The sequence below is a fragment of the Bacteroidia bacterium genome (assembly GCA_027493955.1).
GTDB lineage: Bacteria > Bacteroidota > Ignavibacteria > SZUA-365 > SZUA-365 > JAOSJT01.
This window is the reverse complement of sequence record JAOSJT010000001.1, coordinates 5,094,426-5,113,680: the sequence shown is the minus strand read 5'-3', so window position 1 is coordinate 5,113,680 and position 19,255 is coordinate 5,094,426. Positions and strand designations below refer to the sequence as shown.

At 52.9% G+C, this 19,255-nt stretch carries 14 protein-coding genes; all 14 read right to left on the bottom strand.

Features of this window, described 5'->3' with window-relative positions; all coding sequences use genetic code 11:
* Positions 1-21: 21 nt before the first annotated feature.
* Positions 22-3,213 carry a helicase-related protein gene (locus M5R41_19290; GenBank protein ID MCZ7558538.1) on the bottom strand — a complete coding sequence of 1,064 codons (3,192 nt, stop codon included), beginning with the start codon at positions 3,211-3,213 and terminating at the stop codon, positions 22-24.
* Entirely contained in the window at positions 3,210-4,856 is a 1,647-nt protein-coding gene (locus M5R41_19285) for an NERD domain-containing protein (protein ID MCZ7558537.1), read from the bottom strand. The genes M5R41_19290 and M5R41_19285 overlap by 4 nt, the downstream gene beginning before the upstream one ends.
* 58 nt (positions 4,857-4,914) lie before the next feature.
* A complete protein-coding gene (locus M5R41_19280; GenBank protein MCZ7558536.1) occupies positions 4,915-5,328 on the bottom strand; it encodes a very short patch repair endonuclease in 414 nt (137 codons plus the stop codon).
* Entirely contained in the window at positions 5,328-6,893 is a 1,566-nt protein-coding gene (locus tag M5R41_19275; GenBank protein ID MCZ7558535.1) for a DNA cytosine methyltransferase, read from the bottom strand. The genes M5R41_19280 and M5R41_19275 overlap by 1 nt, the downstream gene beginning before the upstream one ends.
* 353 nt (positions 6,894-7,246) lie before the next feature.
* On the bottom strand, positions 7,247-7,459 hold the full coding sequence (locus tag M5R41_19270) for a hypothetical protein (GenBank protein MCZ7558534.1): 213 nt from the start codon (positions 7,457-7,459) through the stop codon (positions 7,247-7,249).
* A 112-nt stretch (positions 7,460-7,571) separates the two neighbouring features.
* Entirely contained in the window at positions 7,572-8,300 is a 729-nt protein-coding gene (locus M5R41_19265) for a M48 family metallopeptidase (GenBank protein ID MCZ7558533.1), read from the bottom strand.
* Positions 8,290-11,376 (bottom strand): HsdR family type I site-specific deoxyribonuclease, encoded by a 3,087-nt coding sequence (locus M5R41_19260; GenBank protein MCZ7558532.1) that lies wholly within the window; start codon positions 11,374-11,376, stop codon positions 8,290-8,292. The genes M5R41_19265 and M5R41_19260 overlap by 11 nt, the downstream gene beginning before the upstream one ends.
* 1 nt (position 11,377) lies before the next feature.
* Positions 11,378-12,304 (bottom strand): endonuclease NucS, encoded by a 927-nt coding sequence (locus M5R41_19255; protein MCZ7558531.1) that lies wholly within the window; start codon positions 12,302-12,304, stop codon positions 11,378-11,380.
* Positions 12,305-12,478: 174 nt separating this feature from the next.
* The gene (locus tag M5R41_19250) at positions 12,479-14,431 is read right to left on the bottom strand and encodes a DUF262 domain-containing protein (protein ID MCZ7558530.1); all 1,953 of its coding nucleotides are present in this window, start codon (positions 14,429-14,431) and stop codon (positions 12,479-12,481) included.
* 240 nt (positions 14,432-14,671) lie between these two features.
* On the bottom strand, positions 14,672-15,499 hold the full coding sequence (locus M5R41_19245) for a nucleotide-binding protein (GenBank protein ID MCZ7558529.1): 828 nt from the start codon (positions 15,497-15,499) through the stop codon (positions 14,672-14,674).
* A 155-nt stretch (positions 15,500-15,654) separates the two neighbouring features.
* Positions 15,655-16,209 carry a hypothetical protein gene (locus tag M5R41_19240; protein MCZ7558528.1) on the bottom strand — a complete coding sequence of 185 codons (555 nt, stop codon included), beginning with the start codon at positions 16,207-16,209 and terminating at the stop codon, positions 15,655-15,657.
* 5 nt (positions 16,210-16,214) lie between these two features.
* Complete coding sequence (locus M5R41_19235; GenBank protein ID MCZ7558527.1) at positions 16,215-17,276, bottom strand: hypothetical protein; 1,062 nt, start codon at positions 17,274-17,276, stop codon at positions 16,215-16,217.
* Positions 17,273-18,607: a restriction endonuclease subunit S gene (locus M5R41_19230; protein ID MCZ7558526.1), complete on the bottom strand. Its 1,335-nt coding sequence runs from the start codon at positions 18,605-18,607 to the stop codon at positions 17,273-17,275. The genes M5R41_19235 and M5R41_19230 overlap by 4 nt, the downstream gene beginning before the upstream one ends.
* The gene (locus tag M5R41_19225; protein MCZ7558525.1) at positions 18,604-19,221 is read right to left on the bottom strand and encodes a PDDEXK nuclease domain-containing protein; all 618 of its coding nucleotides are present in this window, start codon (positions 19,219-19,221) and stop codon (positions 18,604-18,606) included. Before M5R41_19225 ends, M5R41_19230 begins: the two co-directional genes overlap by 4 nt.
* Positions 19,222-19,255: the final 34 nt, after the last annotated feature.

Genomic DNA, 19,255 nt, shown 5'->3' with positions numbered 1-19,255 from the left:
ATCCTCTCGCAGGATAATAGATCAAATAGTTTCGCCTTTTACCCAAATCGGAGTCTCGAGGTCAACATGACGCATTGAATTCAGCGTGGGCCATGCCGGTGGACTCTGATTCTCGTAAGTGCAGAGAAGGGCCTCAAACTGATTCCCAACGGCACCATTATAACGCAACGGGCTTGTCCTCCGGTCACGCGCGTCTAGCGCACGCTTTGCCCACTGATCCACAAGACGACGGATATGCCGTTCAGTTGCGAAAGCCTCTGCGGGTTCGGCTCTGGATGTGCGTGCGATGAGCCATTCTATCAGTGATTTCATCGGATCGACTTCTGGATCAAAACGTTCCGCTGCTGCGTTTTCACTCAGACCTGCAAGATGTCTTGCCAGAATCACCAGAGCTGCATGTAACGCCCGTTCCCTTGAAGGAAGGGCAAAAGGTGTTACGCTCGTCGGCTCTACCCACCGATATAAAGCATCGTGATACGAATTGAAGCTCTCGTAATGTGAGCGATCACGCGGTTTTGTCGGAGAGAACATTGTGATAACCAGCCCGGGGACGACATCGCGTCCGACTCGGCTCGTGGCCTGAATGTACTCTGCTGTGGTTTTCGGTTGCCCCACAACCACCATTAGTCCGAGGCGCTTTACATCCACACCTACGGAAACCATGTTGGTGCATGGGAGAATATCAATTGCATCGTCACCAAGCGACCTCCCTAGCTGCGCAAGTACCTCCGGGATGCGCCTGCCGCTTATGTTTGCCGATAATTCTTCGACATTTTCGATCACCCTAAGATTCGACTCATCAGCAGCAATCACGTGAATACGCGCGGGGATGTCGTCTCTTGCCAAAGCCATGGTTTTTCCAAGTTCGCGCTTGCTGTTATGGTAAACCAGAACGGTCCAGTATCCGTCCTTTGTTTCTTCACTGAGTGCGGGGAGTTCCATCGGTGCCTGGCTCACGGCTGCAACAGAACGGACTAGCGATGTAACAGAAGTATGGCCCTGTCCCATTATTCCGACATATAACCGACCCGGCTTTGAGTCATCGATTCTGGCGAAGTAAGAGTCCTCCGCGTTCAACCCGGAAGGAGGAAAGATCGCTACATCGCGTGCGTACAGGCGCTGTGCCTGGTCCTGTGCACGACGAATGGTTGCCGTAGCGGCAATGATTTTGGGCCGATGGCCATTTGCCGTCAGCAGACCGTCAATAGCCGCTTCGTAAATTCCAGCAATTGTACCCAAGGGTCCAGAAATCAGGTGCAGTTCATCCTGTATCACAAGACCAGGGGGAAGAAACCGGCCACCAAAAAATGCTTTGGATCGCTCGTCCCACGCCATTCGCGCAAATTTATCAATTGTACCAATCAGCATACTGGGCGGACGCAGGTACAACTCATCATCAACCACAGCAATGGGAAGACGTTCATTGAACGGGCAGGATACAGTCGGGCAGAAAAAATCGAACCGCGTGTTGCTTGCCCGCACCCCGTAAAAAGCACGATCAGCTTCCTGAAGTTCGGGAATGATACGCGTACCACACCATGGGCAACGTTGCAGTTGAAAGGGGTTCTCAGGCTCAATCTGATCGAGAAGATTCTCATATTGTCGGGTGGCTTCCTGGTGCGAATTGGCAGTTGATTGACCACCGATCCAGAGTCCGAGTGAAAAGTTTATCGACCCCAGGTTGTTTTCAGATTGCCGGATTCTTTCGCATGCACAGATAAGTGATGCGGCTCGCTGAAATTGCTGTGAGGTCAGCAGTCTCAGTGTATACCGTTTAATCACCGCAGTTCCTGCCCCCATGTCGCCATGACGCAGCCTTCGAAGGAACAATTCCAGAGCGGCGACCCAGAGATACGCTTCCGTCTTTCCACCACCGGTCGGGAACCAGATCAGATCGACGATCTCACGTTCCTTTACAGAGGGGTCGACAACTGATTCCATTGTCAGCAGCATAAAGGCAAGCTGGAAGGGGTACCATCGATATTGTCTGACTGACTCCCCTTGATATGCTGGCTCAGCAAAAACCTTTTCGTTACACTTCCGCATCGTGCCACCATATTCACTCCCACTGTGCACCATCTGCATAAGCATTGCTCGTGTAGCTAACCGAAACGCCCGTAAAACCAGATCATCGCTCTCGAGGCATCTGATACTGCGCTCCATTCTGTCCACTGCACAGTTTATGCGCTCAACAATGCGTTCAGCAGCCTGTTTATGCAGTGAAGGGACAGCTTTTGCTTCGGCTGCGATGCCTTGTATCCATCTCTGGTAGCGACGGACGAACGCGCGCAGCTCCGCGCACAGACGTGCATGCGGGACCCGATGGTCAGCGAGGTATTGCAGGGACAGAAGCTCCATCGAAAACTCTTCGTCTCGTTCCTGCGTCATTTCGGCAAGATCACGTGTCACAGGGAACGTCTCATGTACAGGCATAACAGCCGTGCTTACCGTGAGCCCCTGGCCTTCGCCATGCCACATTGCAGCACAGCCATGCCCCACCGCGAATACGCGCCGTCCCCGATAGAGAAGAGCAAGTTCCTCCTCTTCAGGATCATAACGAGTTGCTGAAAGTATGGGATAATCGGAAATGCTTCCACCGTCACCAGTGCAGGACAATCCAATCTGAAAAAGACATTTGTCCGTGCTTGGTCGCCCTTCGCCAGCAGTGTATTGATTTAAAAGTGTCACAGTTACGAGAAAACCGTTACCGAGGGGTCGCCATAGAGAATGAAGCGATGCCCGGTTCTGAAGAACAGGTCGTCTTTCTGTTGCGCTCCCGGGCAAAGGACAGATAATGGTGTACGTTTCAGGATCTTCCGGTTCGGCGATGGAGACACGTGCCCAGGTTTCATTTGCTTTCTCCTTCTTGACGAGGCGGTAGCAGCTGCCCTGTACTCTGCAAGTGAGATGATCAGTACCCTGGACATAAAAACTCAGACCCAGCGAAGCCGGTAACCGTTCAAATGCCATACTGATGGGATTGTCGAGCTCGATCTCCTCATCAGAGGCTGTCGTGTCCACACTGTCCTCCTCTTGTATCATCTCGATCGCGGGTGCGCTTCGGGGATACAGTATACCAAGCAGGTAGCGATCCAGTGGATCGCCAACGAATGATTCCTCCCGGCCGTTCAATGGGCCGATGAGCTGTCGGCCCAGATATTCGACCATCATCTCGCGCTCGCATCGGAAATCGATGGGATTTTCTGTGTTCATGAACGGCCTCCTTGTTCCAGCAAACGAACAGTATGCTCGCGGATCAGATTATTCAGAATTGGACGTTTGTCCTTGGGTACGCTCAGCCAGAGACCGGCATGCGCACGAGTCATCGCAACATATAGCTGTGCAATGTCAATCCCTGTAATGGCAGACGGGTCGAGATCAATAATTGCGATGCAGCGGTTTTCGAGTCCTTTGAAATCAAGAATTGTTGAAAACGTCATTGATACTGATGGCCAGCGACATGCAATGTCGGCATCGACCGTCAAGATCTTTGATCTGAATCGCGCTGGCAGCAAGCAGGCTGATGAATCGGTAAATGCGTTCGGTGAGAGAATCGTGATATGGCCCGGATGTACCCCATCATCCAGCCAGCTTTCGATTCGTCTATCCAAGGCGGTGGCAGCGTCTTCCCGATCATTCACATCATTGATCTCAATCGGTGGTCCTGACCCTTCGATCACGGCGATCCCAATATCCGCTCCGGTCAACAGCTGCGTCTCAAGCACAATCTGCTCGGTGTTGCGGCAGTTACGCTTCAGGTTGTACTGAAAGGCCAACTTCTGCAGCATTCGCAGAACATCCGGTTCAGGCGCTTCATGCAGCCCACTCTGATTGTTAGGATCCAGAAACATTCGCCAGCTACCGGATTCCAGTCCCCCTGCGACTACGGCATCAAGCACGGAAATTCCATAGTCGGAAAGGAAATCTTGAGCTTCATCGACAATCATCATGTCGAAACGATCCTGAGAGGCAGCAATGCTTTCGAGTGAATCCAGATGCGCGACGGTGACGCTGTCATTTTGGATACGCCCACGTAAAAACCCCGCAAAGATTGGACTTCGGCATAGCAAGATGGTCCGCTTCCCTTTTACCGCCTCGCGACGTGCAGCCTCAAGTGCAAGGAAACTTTTACCAGTTCCGGCTCCGCCGATACAAAGGATACGGTCATTGTCATCGATGGCATCCAGAACCTGGATCTGCTCATCCGTCAATCGGACTATAATCTCAAATGCCTGATCGATGGATGTTCCGATGGACTTCACCTTATCGAAATCGGGCCGCAAAGCCTGTCGGATTGCAGCAAGTTCGTGCGCGGAGGCAAGAGCACGATGCCCCCTCCCACGCGCACGCCACCACTTGGCAAGATTATTAAGATACCTGCCAAGATCACTGTGCTTGACCAAGTCCCGGCGATCTGCGATGAGCGTCGTGGACCAGGAGACTGAGGATACGTCAAATTCGATGTCTGGAAAAACTACTCCCCAGCCCCAACAGAAACTGCCAAGAGCTGGTCGGTCGGCGTGTGCTGCAAGTATCTCGCGCAGCGCCTCGTGTCCAGTTTTGGCCTGTTCGAAGGGTCCTTCAGATTTGCGTGAAGTCTCATCAAAACGGTTGGTGAAGGACCAGATCCCCTCCTGGCAGGAGACCCGCCCACCTTTTATCTCAAGGGCATAAATACCATCTTCCCATACAACCACAAAATCCAGTTCAGCCCACCGCTTATATTCATGCTTTGACAGGTTCAGTGAGTGAAGGGCAAACGCGTTTGGGCCCAGGTCAGTCGCAAGGAGCATATCGTACACTTTCCGCTCTGCGTTGCTTCTGAATTCATGAACGACACTTGGAAATATTTTCATGCGGGAACCTGCATTTCTGCTGGTGGTCTTATCTTCACGAGATTTGTCGTGCGGTATATCATGATTCCAGAAATCTGATCAGTCTGGACTGAAGCTGTGTATGGTCACCTACACGTGTTTCGCACTCCCAGACGATGAGGACAGTCCAGCCGTTCAGCCGCAGTTGCTGTAGGGCTGCTGCATCTCTCGCAACATTGGTGCGAAATTTCTCAAGCCAGAATTCTGTCCGCGTGGCAGGGACCACTGTGCCGTTTGAGCAGCTGTGACGATGCCAGAAGCATCCGTGAACGAAAATCGCCTTCTTCAGAGAACTGAATGTCAGATCCGGTCGACCGGGAAGGTCGCGGTGGTGCAATCGGTATCGGTATCCTGCACGATGGATGAGTCGTCGGACTATCAGCTCGGGAGTTGTGTCTTCTGAGCGGATTCGTGACATATTCCGGCTCCGCACCTCTTTCGTCACTTTATCCATCAGGTCTTGACTCCTGCCTGTTTCAAAATGTCCAGAACAATATCCGCAATCTGTTTCGCAAGCAGTGGCGGAACGGCGTTTCCGACCTGTGTGTATTGCGCTGTTGTTGGACCGCAGAAAAGATAATTGTCAGGGAACGTCTGCAAGCGGGCGGCTTCACGAACCGTGAAACTGCGGCATTGCAGCGGATCTGGATGGATGTAATAGTGGCCGTCCCTGCTGATATGCGAAACGATTGTTGTGCTGGGTCGATCTGCAACCTGCACGCGGAAGCGATCAGCGTAGTTGCCTCCATTCTCGACAGCCGCATCCACATTCACATGCGCGGGCAGCAGATCCGTCGGAAAATGCCTTAATGATGGTGATTTTCCGTATTGACGGGCATAGCATGCAGCATAAAAATAGCGGAAGAGATCGGAATCCATGTGGCTGCGTGAATGATGATTGCAGACGCCGCCAAGCCTCTCATCAACATACCAGGCTGGTGCATGCGCAGGTATAAACGAACCGGGAATGAAGTTATTCCCGCGATTCGCGGCAGGCATACGCACCGCAAGCAGCGAGCGACGGATAAGATCGCTGAGTGATTGTCCGCCGATTCGTTTCGCCCCGGCATTAACCCATCGTCGCTCGAGCTGGTCATGCAGACATTGTTTCCATTTCTCGGCTGAATCGGTCTGTCGTGACAAACCACTGCGCAGTGGTGGCAGAGATGCAATCACAGAGGCCACACTGACTCTGGGCTGACTGAGAAGCTGCTTCGGCGTCACCCCGCTGCAATCGTCCCGGATCCCAAGAAGAATCACCCGATGACGTGCCTGTGGAATGCCATATTCCTCAGAACGTATAAGTGCACCTGCTGGACCTCGTTCGTCCAAACTCATCGGCAAGACCAGGGAAAACAGTCGATAACCACCTCGCTTCCCGCCAACCATGTCCCGACCATCTCGAGCGAGCGCCAACCCCGGATTCTGGAGGTCTTCTCTAATCCTCTCGAACATCCTGACATTCCCAAGTGTCGCCGAGAGGAGCCCCTTGACGTTTTCCATGATGAATACTGTTGGGCGGTGGTCAGCGAGAATCTGCAGGTATTCGATATAAAGGCGTTGTCGTCCATCCAGCTCCGGCTGGTAACCTGGAATTCCACGATTACGTGATCGTCCTGCAAGCGAGTAGGCCTGACATGGTGGTCCACCGATTAATACCCAGTGTTCCTCATGACCGACCACCGCATCGATTCGTTGCCGTACCATATCCGTCGATACACCGTTGGGTCCAAGTCGTGCCTGCCAGCAACGTGACGCTGCCTCTGCTGCTTCTTGCGGGAAAGAATCGTACAAAGCTTTGCGGGAGAGCGCACCCCGAAGATGTTGGAAGTATTCCTCAGGTGCGCCCGTAGGGAACTGTCGAAAAAACGTACGGAGTTTCAGTGTCTCATTGGCAAAGTTTTCCATTTCCACTGACAGAATCACATCGAACACAGATCGGTCGAATTCGTCCCTTGCAGCCGAGAAACCTTCTCCAAGTCCCCCTGGACCCGCAAAGATGTCAACAACTCTAATCATGTGTCTGTACCCTGGTCCAGTTTGTGGAAAAGAGACGATCACGAAGTACAAAGATATTATTTCTTCCTGAAGAATAGTTCTCAAACATCGGACAGCGGCACCTCCTGAATTGCTCCTTGCACTGTGACTCATGTATCAGGGGTTGGACTTCCCTCGCCTCAAACCACTGGGCATGCTTGTCTGGCCCAAATTTGTAAAGTTCTAGTTCGGACGGAACCATCTCGGGATGCTCATGCAGCACTCTCACGAACTCCTTCGTGATGTGGGATTTTTGGCTGAGCGTAGAGAAACGCACATCAGGTGCAAGCCAGCCGAAGCGTGGAAGCAGACGTTGATCCGACATAAAGTCAAGTTCATTCATGATGTTCAGTTTCATCAAAGCTGGCCTCGTTGGCCTTGAGTTCATCAAGTAATCTGGCCAGCCCCAGAATATTTTCGACCGACTCACGAGCTTCTTCGCGAGTAAGCCGCCGCCCGGTCCGGCCCTCCCAGTAGCGTACAGTTACATCGATCGCTGCTTCGCTCACATGGGCAATGCAGTTGTGGTCGGACTCGTATGGCTTCATAGCTCTCTTTGGTTGTGATGGCACTATTGCATTTTATCATCATTTTTGTTCTAACTTCTTCAGAAGTTCAGCTCTTGCCATTGCCTGCAATTGGCTCACGTCCAGGTCACGTTCAATACCCCCACTCCTCGTGCCCGAGCGGCGCGTGATTGAGTTCTGCTCGGGAGAGCTGCCATTGCGGCAGGTGCTGGTCCATGAGGGCGAGGAAGCGGTCGTTGTGATGACGCTCGATCAGGTGCACCAGTTCATGCACGACTATGTATTCCAGACACTGGGGCGGTTTCTTGGCGAGTTCAAGGTTCACCCAGATGCGTTGGGCTGCCGGACTGCAGGTGCCCCACTTGGTCTTCATCCGTTTTATGCCCCATTCCAAGGTCTGAACATTCAGCACGGGCTCCCACTTCTCGAGTAATGGCGGGATCAGCGCTCTGAGTTGCTGACGGTACCAGTCGTTCAGGATTTGCTCTCGCTTGGGTGTAGCGGCGCCGGGACGGACGTACATATCCATCGTGGTCTTGCTGCGCAGCTCCACTCGGGCGGATCCATCGTGCTCAATGACGTTGAGTCGGTAGCGGCGGCCCAGATAGTAATGACTCTCGCCGGTGACCATCTCGCGGCGGGACTGCCGGGATTGTCCTTCGAATTTCGACTGCTGACGTTTGATCCATCCCAGTTTGCCGATGACGGCGAGACGTACGGCTTCATCGCTGACCGTTAACGGTGCTGCGACGCGTACACGGCCGTGCGGAGGGTACACACCCAGATGCAGATTCTTGATGGCTTTGCGTACGATTTCGACGCTGATGCCGCTCACTGTGATATAATGACGATCAGTATTCAATCTGATTCTTCACCAAGTCGAGTGTCTTGTCGGTCAGTTCTTCGTCGTTCAGTACAGCACCGATGGCGTACTTCACTTTCAAGAGCTTGAAGCGGTTGTTCCTCCAATCATCCTGCCGGCTTTCCATGACTGCAGTATCAACGTCGAGAGTGAGCTTTTCGTCCTTACCAAGATTGTAGAACAGTGCACGCTTCGCTGACGTGTTGATGGTCGCCGGATAGCTCTCTCCGGTCGCAGGATTCTTTGCCTGCCTGGTCAACTCCACGATCTTCGCGAGGTATTCCTGATAGTCGATCGCCTCCTGCTTGCGCTGCAGAATGAGCGCATCCAGCAATTCCGACATCCTGTCGTAGTACTTCGGATTGATCGGATGTTCATCGATGATGAGCTTGCGTACGTTGTTCTCGATGGTCTCGGCTGTGGCGGTTTCATTTTTCCGCAATCCATCGGGCAGCACGTTCACGACCTCGGGACCCCGCTGCACGATCAATTCGACGAGCGACATATCGTCAAAGGCCGAGACTTTCTCACTCTCCTCTGCACGGATATAGGTGTCGATCAAATGGCGCATCGCCGGTTCATACATTTTCATGTCGATGTAGTCGCCACTCGCGAGCTTTACTTCGTCGCGCACTTTTTCGTAGAATGCCACTTCGGCCTTCAGGGTCTCAATCTCAGCTTTGCCATACCCGGCCTCTTTCATCTCGTTGGCAATATTCGCGTATGCACGAATCAGCGCCGCGGTGAGTTTGTACAACGACAAGCGTTTTGGTTCATTCTCCTTGAGCTGCTCGGCGTTGCCGGAGTCTCTGGTGCAGAAGTAGTGCTGGAAAGCCAGCTGGTCTCTGGGAGCCTCCACAGGCTCGCACAGAGCCCTGACGGCCTCAAGCGCCTCCTCCAGATCCTGCCTTGCGGCCGCAAGTCTATCGATCAGGAGTCCCGCCACATCGTCCTTGTCGTAGCCATCGAGTGCGCCGCTGGTGTACTCCTGCACCGCGGACTCGAGCGAACGGAAAAGGTCTTTGTAATCGACGATGTAGCCGTATTCCTTGTCCTCGCCGTCGAGCCGGTTCACGCGGCAGATGGCCTGGAATAGTCCATGATCGCGCATCTGCTTGTCGATGTACAGATAGGTCGCGGGAGGTGCATCGAAACCGGTGAGCAGTTTGTCCACGACGATGAGAAGCTTCATCTGTCCTGGTTCGTCGATGAATTTCTTCTTGACCACACGCTCAAATTCCACCACCCGATTCACAGCTTTTTCAGGCTGATCGTTGAACCAATCGGACAGCATTTTCTGATAGATGGCGTACTGATTCAATTTCTCCGTTTCGCCCTCGCCCGACTCTTCGCCTTTGATACTTGCGATGCTCGGTACGTAGGAAGTGATGATAGCGCATTTGCCATGGAGGTCGGTCTTGTCGAAGAGTTCGAACAGCTTGCACGCCTGATAGATGCTGCCGGCCACCAATATGGCATTGCCGCGCCCGCTCTTGAGCCGGTTACGTGTTTCCATATCCATCATGATGTCGTCGGCGATTTTCTTGAGCCGGTCCTGCGAACTCAACACCGCCTGCATCGTACCCCAACGCTGCTTCAGCTGCGCTTTCGCGAGATCTGTAAGGCCGCTGGTTTTCGCTTCAAACCACTGATCAATTTTTTCCTGCGACGTGATGTTCTGATCGATCTCGCGTGCTTCGTACCGCAAATCCAGAACCACACCATCCTGCACGGCCTCGTTGAACTTGTAGGTATGGATGTAACCGCCGAATATCTCGATGCTGCGCTTCTTGTCCGCTTGCAGAAGAGGCGTACCCGTGAAGCCTATCATCACGGCACCCGGAAGTATCGCCTTCATCGCTTTGTGGAGCTCGCCACTTTGTGTGCGATGACACTCGTCGACGAACACAAACAGATCGCCCTTGGGTGAGAATCCGGGAGGCAGCGATTTGCGCACATCTTCGATGTACTTCTCGATGTCGCCGACCTCAACCCCCTCTTCCTTGTTCCCGAATTTATGAATGAGCGAGCAAATCAACCATGGAGTGGTTGCGTTCAGGCGGGAAATGAGGTCGTCACCGCTTTTCGTGCGGTGGATATGTTCTTTGACACCCTCGAATACACTTTCGATCTGCTCGTCAAGCTCGGTGCGGTCCGTAATGATCAGTACGCGCGCTCCGGTGATATTCTCACTCAACCATTTGGCCAGCCATACCATGATGAGACTTTTGCCCGAGCCCTGCGTGTTCCAGATGATGCCGCCCTCGCGCTTCCGCACATATTCCTGTGCAGACCGAACGGCGAAGTACTGGTTGTGACGGCAGAGTTTTTTCGTCCCGGCGTCGAAGAGCAGGTAATCATGTATCAGTTCGAGGAATCGCTCTTTCGTACAAAGTTGGATGAGATGTCTGTCAAGCAGGTTAGCAACCGGGCTTTCCTCTTTCCATGTCTGGTAATATTTCTCCGGAGTCTCGATCGTCCCGTAACGAAGTCCCTCGGTGTCGTTGCCCGCCATGACAAGCTGCATGGTCGAGAAAAAGTGCTGGATGAATATTTTCTTCTGATTGTCGAGGTTCTGCCGAATGCCTGCGGCGACCGATACAGTCGACCGCTTCAGCTCCAGAACTCCCATTGCTATACCGTTGATGTAAAGCACGATATCCGGCCGCTTGCTGTGGGCCTTCTCGTCCTTCGCTTCGACGGTCACTTCTTCCGCGATTGCGAAATGATTGTTCTCCGGGATCTTCCAGTCGATAAGCCATACGTCGATGGTATGTTCACCGACGGCGGGCTTCACCTTCACGCCGTAGCGCAGAAGGTCGTAGACAGCGTGGTTGCGGTCATACAGGCTTTTACTTGTATCACCGGCTTCCTTTGTGACGGAGTAGAGCGCCCGCTTAATCAGGTTTTCGTCATACCCGGACTTCAGGAGAAACGCCTGCAGGTACTCCGCCTCGATGTTGCTATTGCCTTCCCGATCGGTCCAGTCGCCCAAATACTCATATCCGAGTGTGTCGCGGAATAACGTGACAACCCGCTGCTGCGTTTTTTTCTCTCTCTGCCCTACTGCATCCATGCTAACCCTTCACCAGTTTGAAGCTCACCTGATAGCGATAGAAATCGATGTTCCGTGTGACCGCAAGCGCACGGCGAATACGCTTATCGTCTTCAAGAGCAATAATGGCACCGCGGACAGACTGCCCGGTCTCCGCGAGTTCTTCCTGCACGAATCCCATATAGCGAAGGACCTGCCCCACAACGACATCGCTGGCGCGGCCTTTCTTGAGCTCGACTACCAGAAGTTCGGACTTGTCCTTCCTGATGGCAAGGATGTCAAGCGGACCAGTATCAGTTGGGTACTGCTGACCAACCAGGGCCCCATCCTGTTCGAAAATGTTGTAATCTCTCCCAAGTTCCGTCTGGGCCCAATTCTGTACGAGGAAGTCTTCCAGATGCCGTTCCATCGCAAACGCCGCAGGGTCCAGAACGGTCTCGTCATTTATTGATAAGGTTGGCGCACTGAGTCCTGCAAGCAGCCTCTCAATCTCATCCTGATGTTGCGTGATGTCACAGATAGTGCCGGGGAAACTGACGGGCTTACGGAGAGCCTCGCTCATGTCATCCTTGGTGATGGCCTGACCAATCCACTGAACCCGCCGCCGGTGCGGAAGGACTGCATCGGCGACGTACTCATACGAGCCCGTCACTTCAGCGAATTGGTAGTTGCCCTCCCAGTCATTGCACAGGACAATGTTACCTTCATGAATCCCCTTTCCCAGCGTCCAAATCGCCCCGCATGCAAGCCCTGCACCTACCTTGGTATGGTCGGGGTGGGATGCAAGAAATACAGGGCGATACTTCTCATTGAAGCCGTACCAGTCATCTGACAGATCGGCCGACACATTCTGCCGTATACCCATATCGATGCCAATAAAGTCCTCGGCGAAGCATTCTGCTGCGTGGGTGTGCTGCTTGCCGAGTTTCAGGAAGTAGTACTTCTTCATAACGACCTCATATGAGTCTGGTTTTTCCGATGAGCAATTCCTGTGTCAAGGCCTGCTTGGGGACGTGGGTCTCATTACCCTTATGGTATCCAGGATGGCAATTCGAATGAGCATTTGCCGCAAACATGGCGGTGTCGCGGTTCTGCGTGGCGCATTCGCGTTGGCCTACCGGGATCACGCAATCAACTCCTCCATTAAAACCTCTGTCTGCACGTAGAGTTTGAAATCCGCAACGGTAATGAAACAGCGGAACCTGGCCTGATTCGCGATTGCGAGCGTCTCGGAGCCTTCATTCAACAGCACAGCGACTGGTTCAGTGAGTTCCTCTTGGATTCCGTTAGGCCACGCCAAATCAAATATCGCTTTCTGCTCGCCCGTGTCGGGATCTGCATAGTCGTACGCCATAAAGCCAGGCGGCAGGCCTCTGTCTTCCATCCAGATGTTCAGCTCTCCGAGCTGCGCCTCCTCTTCCTCGCTGCTGATACCACCAATAACGTCCACCACCGATTGAACCGGGACAGCAGGACCTTCAAGCCAGCGTTTGTCACCATGCAACAGTTCTTCCATACGCATGTTGACTTCAGCTGCAAGCAACGATTTCCGGGCTTCGAGGAAGTCTCGAAAATTCGTGATTTTCCATAACACAGGGTCAATTGGGATCCACTGCGACGCAAGTGCGCCGGGGTGAGCCTCCTCTATCTTCGGGAAGTAATCCTCCGGAAGTCTATCACTGATATTGAGATTGGTGTCTTTGGTCAGGAAACAGAAATTACCCAATGCATTGACCTCCGGACGCTTGTAGCCGTGTTTATAAAGTCCAGCCTTGGGAAAGATATGATGTACTTCCAGCTTGCTCATCTTTCCGAGCAGACTGGCCTTAAGCGTCAAGCCTGTGCCCCAATCGCGGGCCTGCCCCATACGCGTCAGCATATACAGCACTGGATAGAAACGCGCGCCGAGGCTCCAACCGGTGAAATGCCCAGGTTCCACCCTCAGTCCACCGTGCCAAAGTCTAAGCTGATCCAGCAACTTGTCCAACCCGCCATCTGGACCTTCAAGCGTCGCAAGATCCTGATCAATAAACGACTCGGTGGAACCCGAGAAACGACCCCACATACCCGCCTGCACGAACCAGAACAACAGCTTGTCCCGCTCATTCTCGCCCATTGGTCCGTTTCGTTTGTCGAGGTAGCGGACCATAACCGGCACACCGAAGCGCCCAAAAAACACCTGATCATGATCAAGTCCCAACCGTCCACCGATCAGGTTCAAATTCGTGTCGATATGCTTGATTGCTCGTTTTAGACCATCCTGAATCTCATGAGCGCTCCTGCCGTGCAGATACTGGAACTTTGCCTCACCAGTCAGCACCGTATTCACCGAACGCAAGAGCCAGTCAAGATTGAAATGGTAATCGACCTGGGCCCACTCTTTGAGTTTAACCTTCATGGTATCGCGCGCCTCCGGCCAATCAGCGCAAATTTTCGCCAACGCAAGATCACCCTTGGAGAGCTTGGTTCCGCCGCTGTTTACCCGGTTAAAAATATCAACCACCACATCCAATGTTTTATCAGCTCCGGTCACTTCTTCAACATGCAGCTCGATGTCGGTCACCCCGAGCAAACGGCTGAGTCGTGCTACGTAACCACCCACCTTTGGAGAAAGGTCCGGCAGCATATTGAGGCGCGTTACATACTCCCCAAGTCCGATCATCCCTTTTTTCATCAGATGTGTGACATCGATCCAAAGAGGATCGTCCTGCATTTTCACGGGTTGATAAAAAGCGAACGTTTCCGTTTCAAGATGGAATCGGAGCCCGGTGAACGCCTGCGAGTTGCCATCAAAAAATTTCGGTGCCGTCCCTCTGACGACGCCATATAGCGAGGTCATCCTTTGTTGGCCGTCAAGCAGCAACTTCACAACACCGGGAGCCAAGGGTCCATCGCCGCGATGCGTGGCAGTCATGGATTCTGTTGCCCACACGAGCAATCCACCCACGGGATGGCGGCGATAGAGTGAGTCGAACAGGCTTCTCACCTGATCCCGGTTCCAGACGTACCCGCGCTGAAACTCTGGCAAAGCCATGTGTCCATTATCAATGTGGTCGAGTATTGTAGAAATCTTCATGCGTGATGTATCCTTACTGTGAGTGATTCGTGCATCATGACTTGCTTGAGAGCACGTATCGTATTCCGCTGTTGGTCCAATCCCGCCAGCTCCGTGTGCATATCCGTAAGTACCAGGGAGTTGGCGTGGTTTTGTGGCTTGCGTTCGGAGCTGAGGATTCCAGGCATGGTATCACCAGTATATTGGGTGGCCACGGTGGTGAGGGTGCCGATTCGGCATTGACCTCAACGTCTCAATCGCTCATTCGGCTGCGATGTAGTTCACGCTGCGAAAATACTGAACTATGATTCCTTTCAATTTTTGCTTCAGATCCGCCGGCTTCTCATAATCAAGTCGGCGGTTGTGCTCGAAATCGAACGGCACTCGGTCGTCTTTAAGCTCTTTCTTGCGTCCCTTCTTCACCAGGACGATCTGGGCAGGATTTTTGTGGGCTAAGGCGTAACTCAGTTCAAAGACCACATTCGGGTTCGGGTAGCATTTGGCTTCATCCTTTGGCTTATCAGCATCTCCCTTCACCTCCGGTTTACGTACCACCTGTGCGATGTTGGTAATGTCAAAGACGGCAAGCATACACTTATTCAGATTATCTTGAATGGCGTCCACGATGTCCTTCGCGCCGTCTTCTGGTCGAGTGGCAGAAACTATCTCAAGTTCCTGACGAGGGTTTAATGTTTTATTGATTTCATTAATGGCCTCTTTAATGGCTTCGTCAATTGCTGACCTCGATGAGTTGTAATCTGATTGCCAACTGTAGAACACCCAAGGCTTGTGACCGATAGGGATGTTTAGTCGTTCGAAGTATAATTCGCTTTCCGTCAGATCGCAGTTGACCAACCGATACACACCGCTGCCATCGATGTAGAATCTGACTTCATTACCCAATAAAAAATCAGGGTACCAAGCCTGTTTCTCAATGGCTTCCCTTTCGTTTATCGCGAATGCGCGATATCCAAGTTTCAGGATGCTCTTTTTTATGAGCAGGAGTGATGGTTCCTTCACAGTAATAATCTTTGGATCGGTAACGGCATCCGTAAGGCTCCAGCATTTGATGGTTGCATATTTTGACATTGAAGTATTCCTCTACTTTCCTGTTAATATTTATTTTAATATCCTTTTTCTGGCGACAGACCTCGTCCTTCCGGCGAGAAATTCCTGCATCATCCCCCGTTTGTCGGTATGTGTCTCCCCCCGCCACTTCACCAACAATGCGGTTCCAAAATCTCTCATTGATGGCCCTGCCAATATTCTTCGATTTTCCAAAGTGGCTCACCGGCGGGCAATGAGTGCCGCAGCAGATCAATCACATCCTGGTATGTGTCGGAGTCAAACTTTGACCAACGCTTACTGCGTAAGATACGCCACTGCTTTGCCTGACCGCCAAAATCCTTGTCAGCTAATGCTTTTAGTACCAGATCATCAATTGGTGGATGCAGACACATTACGCGCTTGTGTTCGTGATGGCCACCACAGACGAAACGGGTATTCAGGTAACAATTGATGAGCTTGGCCGCCACACCATGGGTAAAACCCTCCACGCCGATATCGCAAGCCGCAGCAACTGCGGTCTCCCGCCACTTCCTGTGAGTCTTATCGATATTCACGTCGGCAGGCAATTGGTCCGGACTCGCAAACCTGCTATCGAAGCCGCACGCGTCAAGAATGGCGATGCCTTTCTCAACACTGAAGCGACAAAGCTTGCTGGCTCTGGCTGCCGTGGAAGCTGCCCATGCGGCGTGACGGTGCTTATGCTGTTCTATTGTAAAAGGTTTGGTATTCATTACTATCACAACATGTAAAGATCCCGGTACCATTGGGCCCAGGTTATAAGGCTGGCATCGCCGTGTTCTTCTGCGGACCTGATAACCGACTCGGAAGTAAAGTTGGAGAATTTTGGATTGTCGGCGATCAGGTGCTTGTAGGCATTCAGCGACTGGTCGAGAGCTTTGTTCTTTGGGTGGCGCACAACGGAGAAATGGGCGTGCCTGAAATCGGTCCCTTCGTTTTCAATCGCGAGTCCCAGAAGCTGATTGCGCCATAACTGGTTCATGCCACCTTTGAAGGGGCACTTGTCATCGCCCGGGGGATTCGCGAAGAATGCCGCATTCCTCTCAGTAATGTTCCAATATGCGTACCCGCACATGTCGTGATAGTAACAGCTGCTCTTGTTTCCCAGAAGATATGTGAACCCACGTTTGCAGTCGTGCCGCACCTTATCTGACCGCCCCTCGCTTGTAGATCCTCCGCAGGTGGTAAACTCAAGTTCGGTCAGTTTATGCTCTATCAACCAGAAACACAGCTCGCCCTGCGTATTGAGATAGCCAATGGCGATATCCGAATCGGTTCCAGCCCTGGGTGACTTGTCTCCCAGTGGTCCCTTGTCCTTCTTGTTCTTTCCGAAATTTCCGCCCCAGAACTCGAGGCAATAACCATGGTCGAGTGCATCAGTGGCCAGCGTCACGAAGTCTGGCGGGGCGCCGTTGATACCCGCGAGGATGGCACTGGCATTGGGATGGTGCAGAATCGGCAGGAAGAGGTTGATGTTCGCCGCCTGCGAGCTGGCCATGTGATAGAAATGCTCGTGAATCCGAAAATCGTTGACCTCTCGATGCGACGCAAGCTGCGCCCGGGCCGGTTCGTATACGTGCTGCATGTTTTCATCGCGCTCATAGTCTTCCGGAAGTATCGCGTCGTAGGCAAACTTCATGCCCTTTCTTTCGTAATAGCCGGGATCATCCGTGATGTATGCCCGCTTCCAGTCGATCAGATGCACGAACATCTTCGTCTGAAAATCGCTGAGTGCATTGGGCAGCCTGTATGTCTTTCCGCCAACGATGTGGGTCTTCATACGAGCCTCGTCCTACCAGTGAGTAACTCCTGCATCATTGCCTGCTTGAGGGCGCGGGTCTTCTCCCGTCGCTCCTCCAACCCCGTCAGCTCCGCATCCATGTCCGACAGAACTTCGGCGATGGCGGTTTGTTCGGTGAGGGAGGGAAATGAAAGCGTCAGCTTGGGGATGTTGCTTTTACTGATCCCCGTGACCTTCGTGCCCACGGAGTAAAAAAGAAATTGCTGCTGGATCACAAGCGTTCGAAAACAATAGCGCCGATACTCATGGGCCAACTCGTCTGTCTTGCTCTTCGCGACAATGGTGTGAAGACCAGAGATGAAAGGCTTCTTGGCCTTGTTCATGACGACGACGTGTTTGCTCGTGCCTGAATCATCTTCTGAGGCGTCAACGAAGACAACATCGCCATCATTTAGTAGTGATGTGGACGACACGCGCTTCAGTGGGATATCGAGCTTCGGAATGTCCTGAAAGTCGGCATCGGTATCAATGTACGTCTTCGTTGAACCGTGGATGTCGCCGTAGTGCAAGTAACAATGGCCTTCCGTTGATAACTGGTCACGGGAGGCTGGATAGCCACCGCTGAAGTTGAACAAGTCCCCCAGCCGCTTCACCTCCCACTCGCCCTTGAAGCCAGGGAGGCGGGTTTGTCCGGTGAGGAGTTGCTGCATAGCAGCTTGTTTGAGGTCACGCTTCTTGGCGATGAGACGGTCCAGCCCGTTCAGCAGCTCATCGACATCGCTCAACGCCGTAGCGATGGCGCGTTGTTCGGGAAGGGGAGGAAGTGCCGTTTGGATTTTCCGCACCGTCAGCAGACTCATCCCAGCTTTTGCGCCCGTATCCGTTGAGGCTCGGAAAAGATTCTGCGGCTTTTCCGATGCCAGAAAGTAGCTCACAAACTTCCCGCTCGTTTTTGAGGAATCAAAACGCACGAGGGCGATGTGTTGATTGATGTAAGCTGGAGAGGGCACGCTTGCGTTGACGTATCCCACGATTCCGATGTCGGCGGTGATGGAAATCAGAACGTCGTTCTCGATTAGTTGTGTGCGAACACCTTCTCTCGCTTCCGGTGGCAGTCTTACAAATTTGCATTCGGTGAGGTCAAGGTAGATGCTCGTGCGAGAAAGATTCGTGATCCGGACGAACAGGTCGCCTCGTTCGGAATAATAGGAGGCCCAACCGCGTGAACCACTCGTGACGAACGGCTTCAAGTCGCCAAGGTGGGCTACCTCCCAATCCTCCGGAATGACGCCCACCTCGGTTTGTTTATAGCCGGGCGGGATCAATGGAGAATGGACAGTGGAGAATTGAGAATTATTGTTGACTTTCATTCTCCATTCTCCATTTTCAACTCTCCATTCTCCACACTCTCCGCGTCACCGCGTGAGCCGTGTTCAAGCTCCTCCGTGATCCTTTTCAAGCGGGCTTTCAGTTCCTCTTTGGACGGCAGGTAAAGCTGGTATTTGGAGGCGAAGATATTGGCGTCTTTAGGCAGAGTGAGTTCCACGAGGGCGTCGTTTTTCCGGTGGCATAGGGCGATGCCGATGGTGGGGAGTTCCTCCGGCAGCTTCACGTGGCGGTCGAAATAATTCACATAGATCTGCATCTGGCCGAGATACTGATGGGTGAGTTCGCGGACGCTCCACTGGTTGGTGTCGGCTTCGATCTCGTAGAAACGACGTTCGGCGGTGTCGTTGATCGTGAGCAATTCGACATAATGGGACCAGCCGAGGGTGAAACTGCGCGGAAGCGTCTCCAGAAGCGCCGACAGATTTATTGGCCAACTGGTCGAGCCTGTGAATTCAACCGACAGCGGCGGTTGAATCCGGGAAGGGGTGTCCAGCTTGGCTCCCATCTTCTTGACGTGTCCGTCGACGCGTGATGCGAGCGTCGCCACTTTGTCGGTGAGCTGCGGCAGCGGGGTGGCGGTACAATGTGCGCTCATTTCATCCCCTTTCCGGGCGCATCAAGCTGCCGTG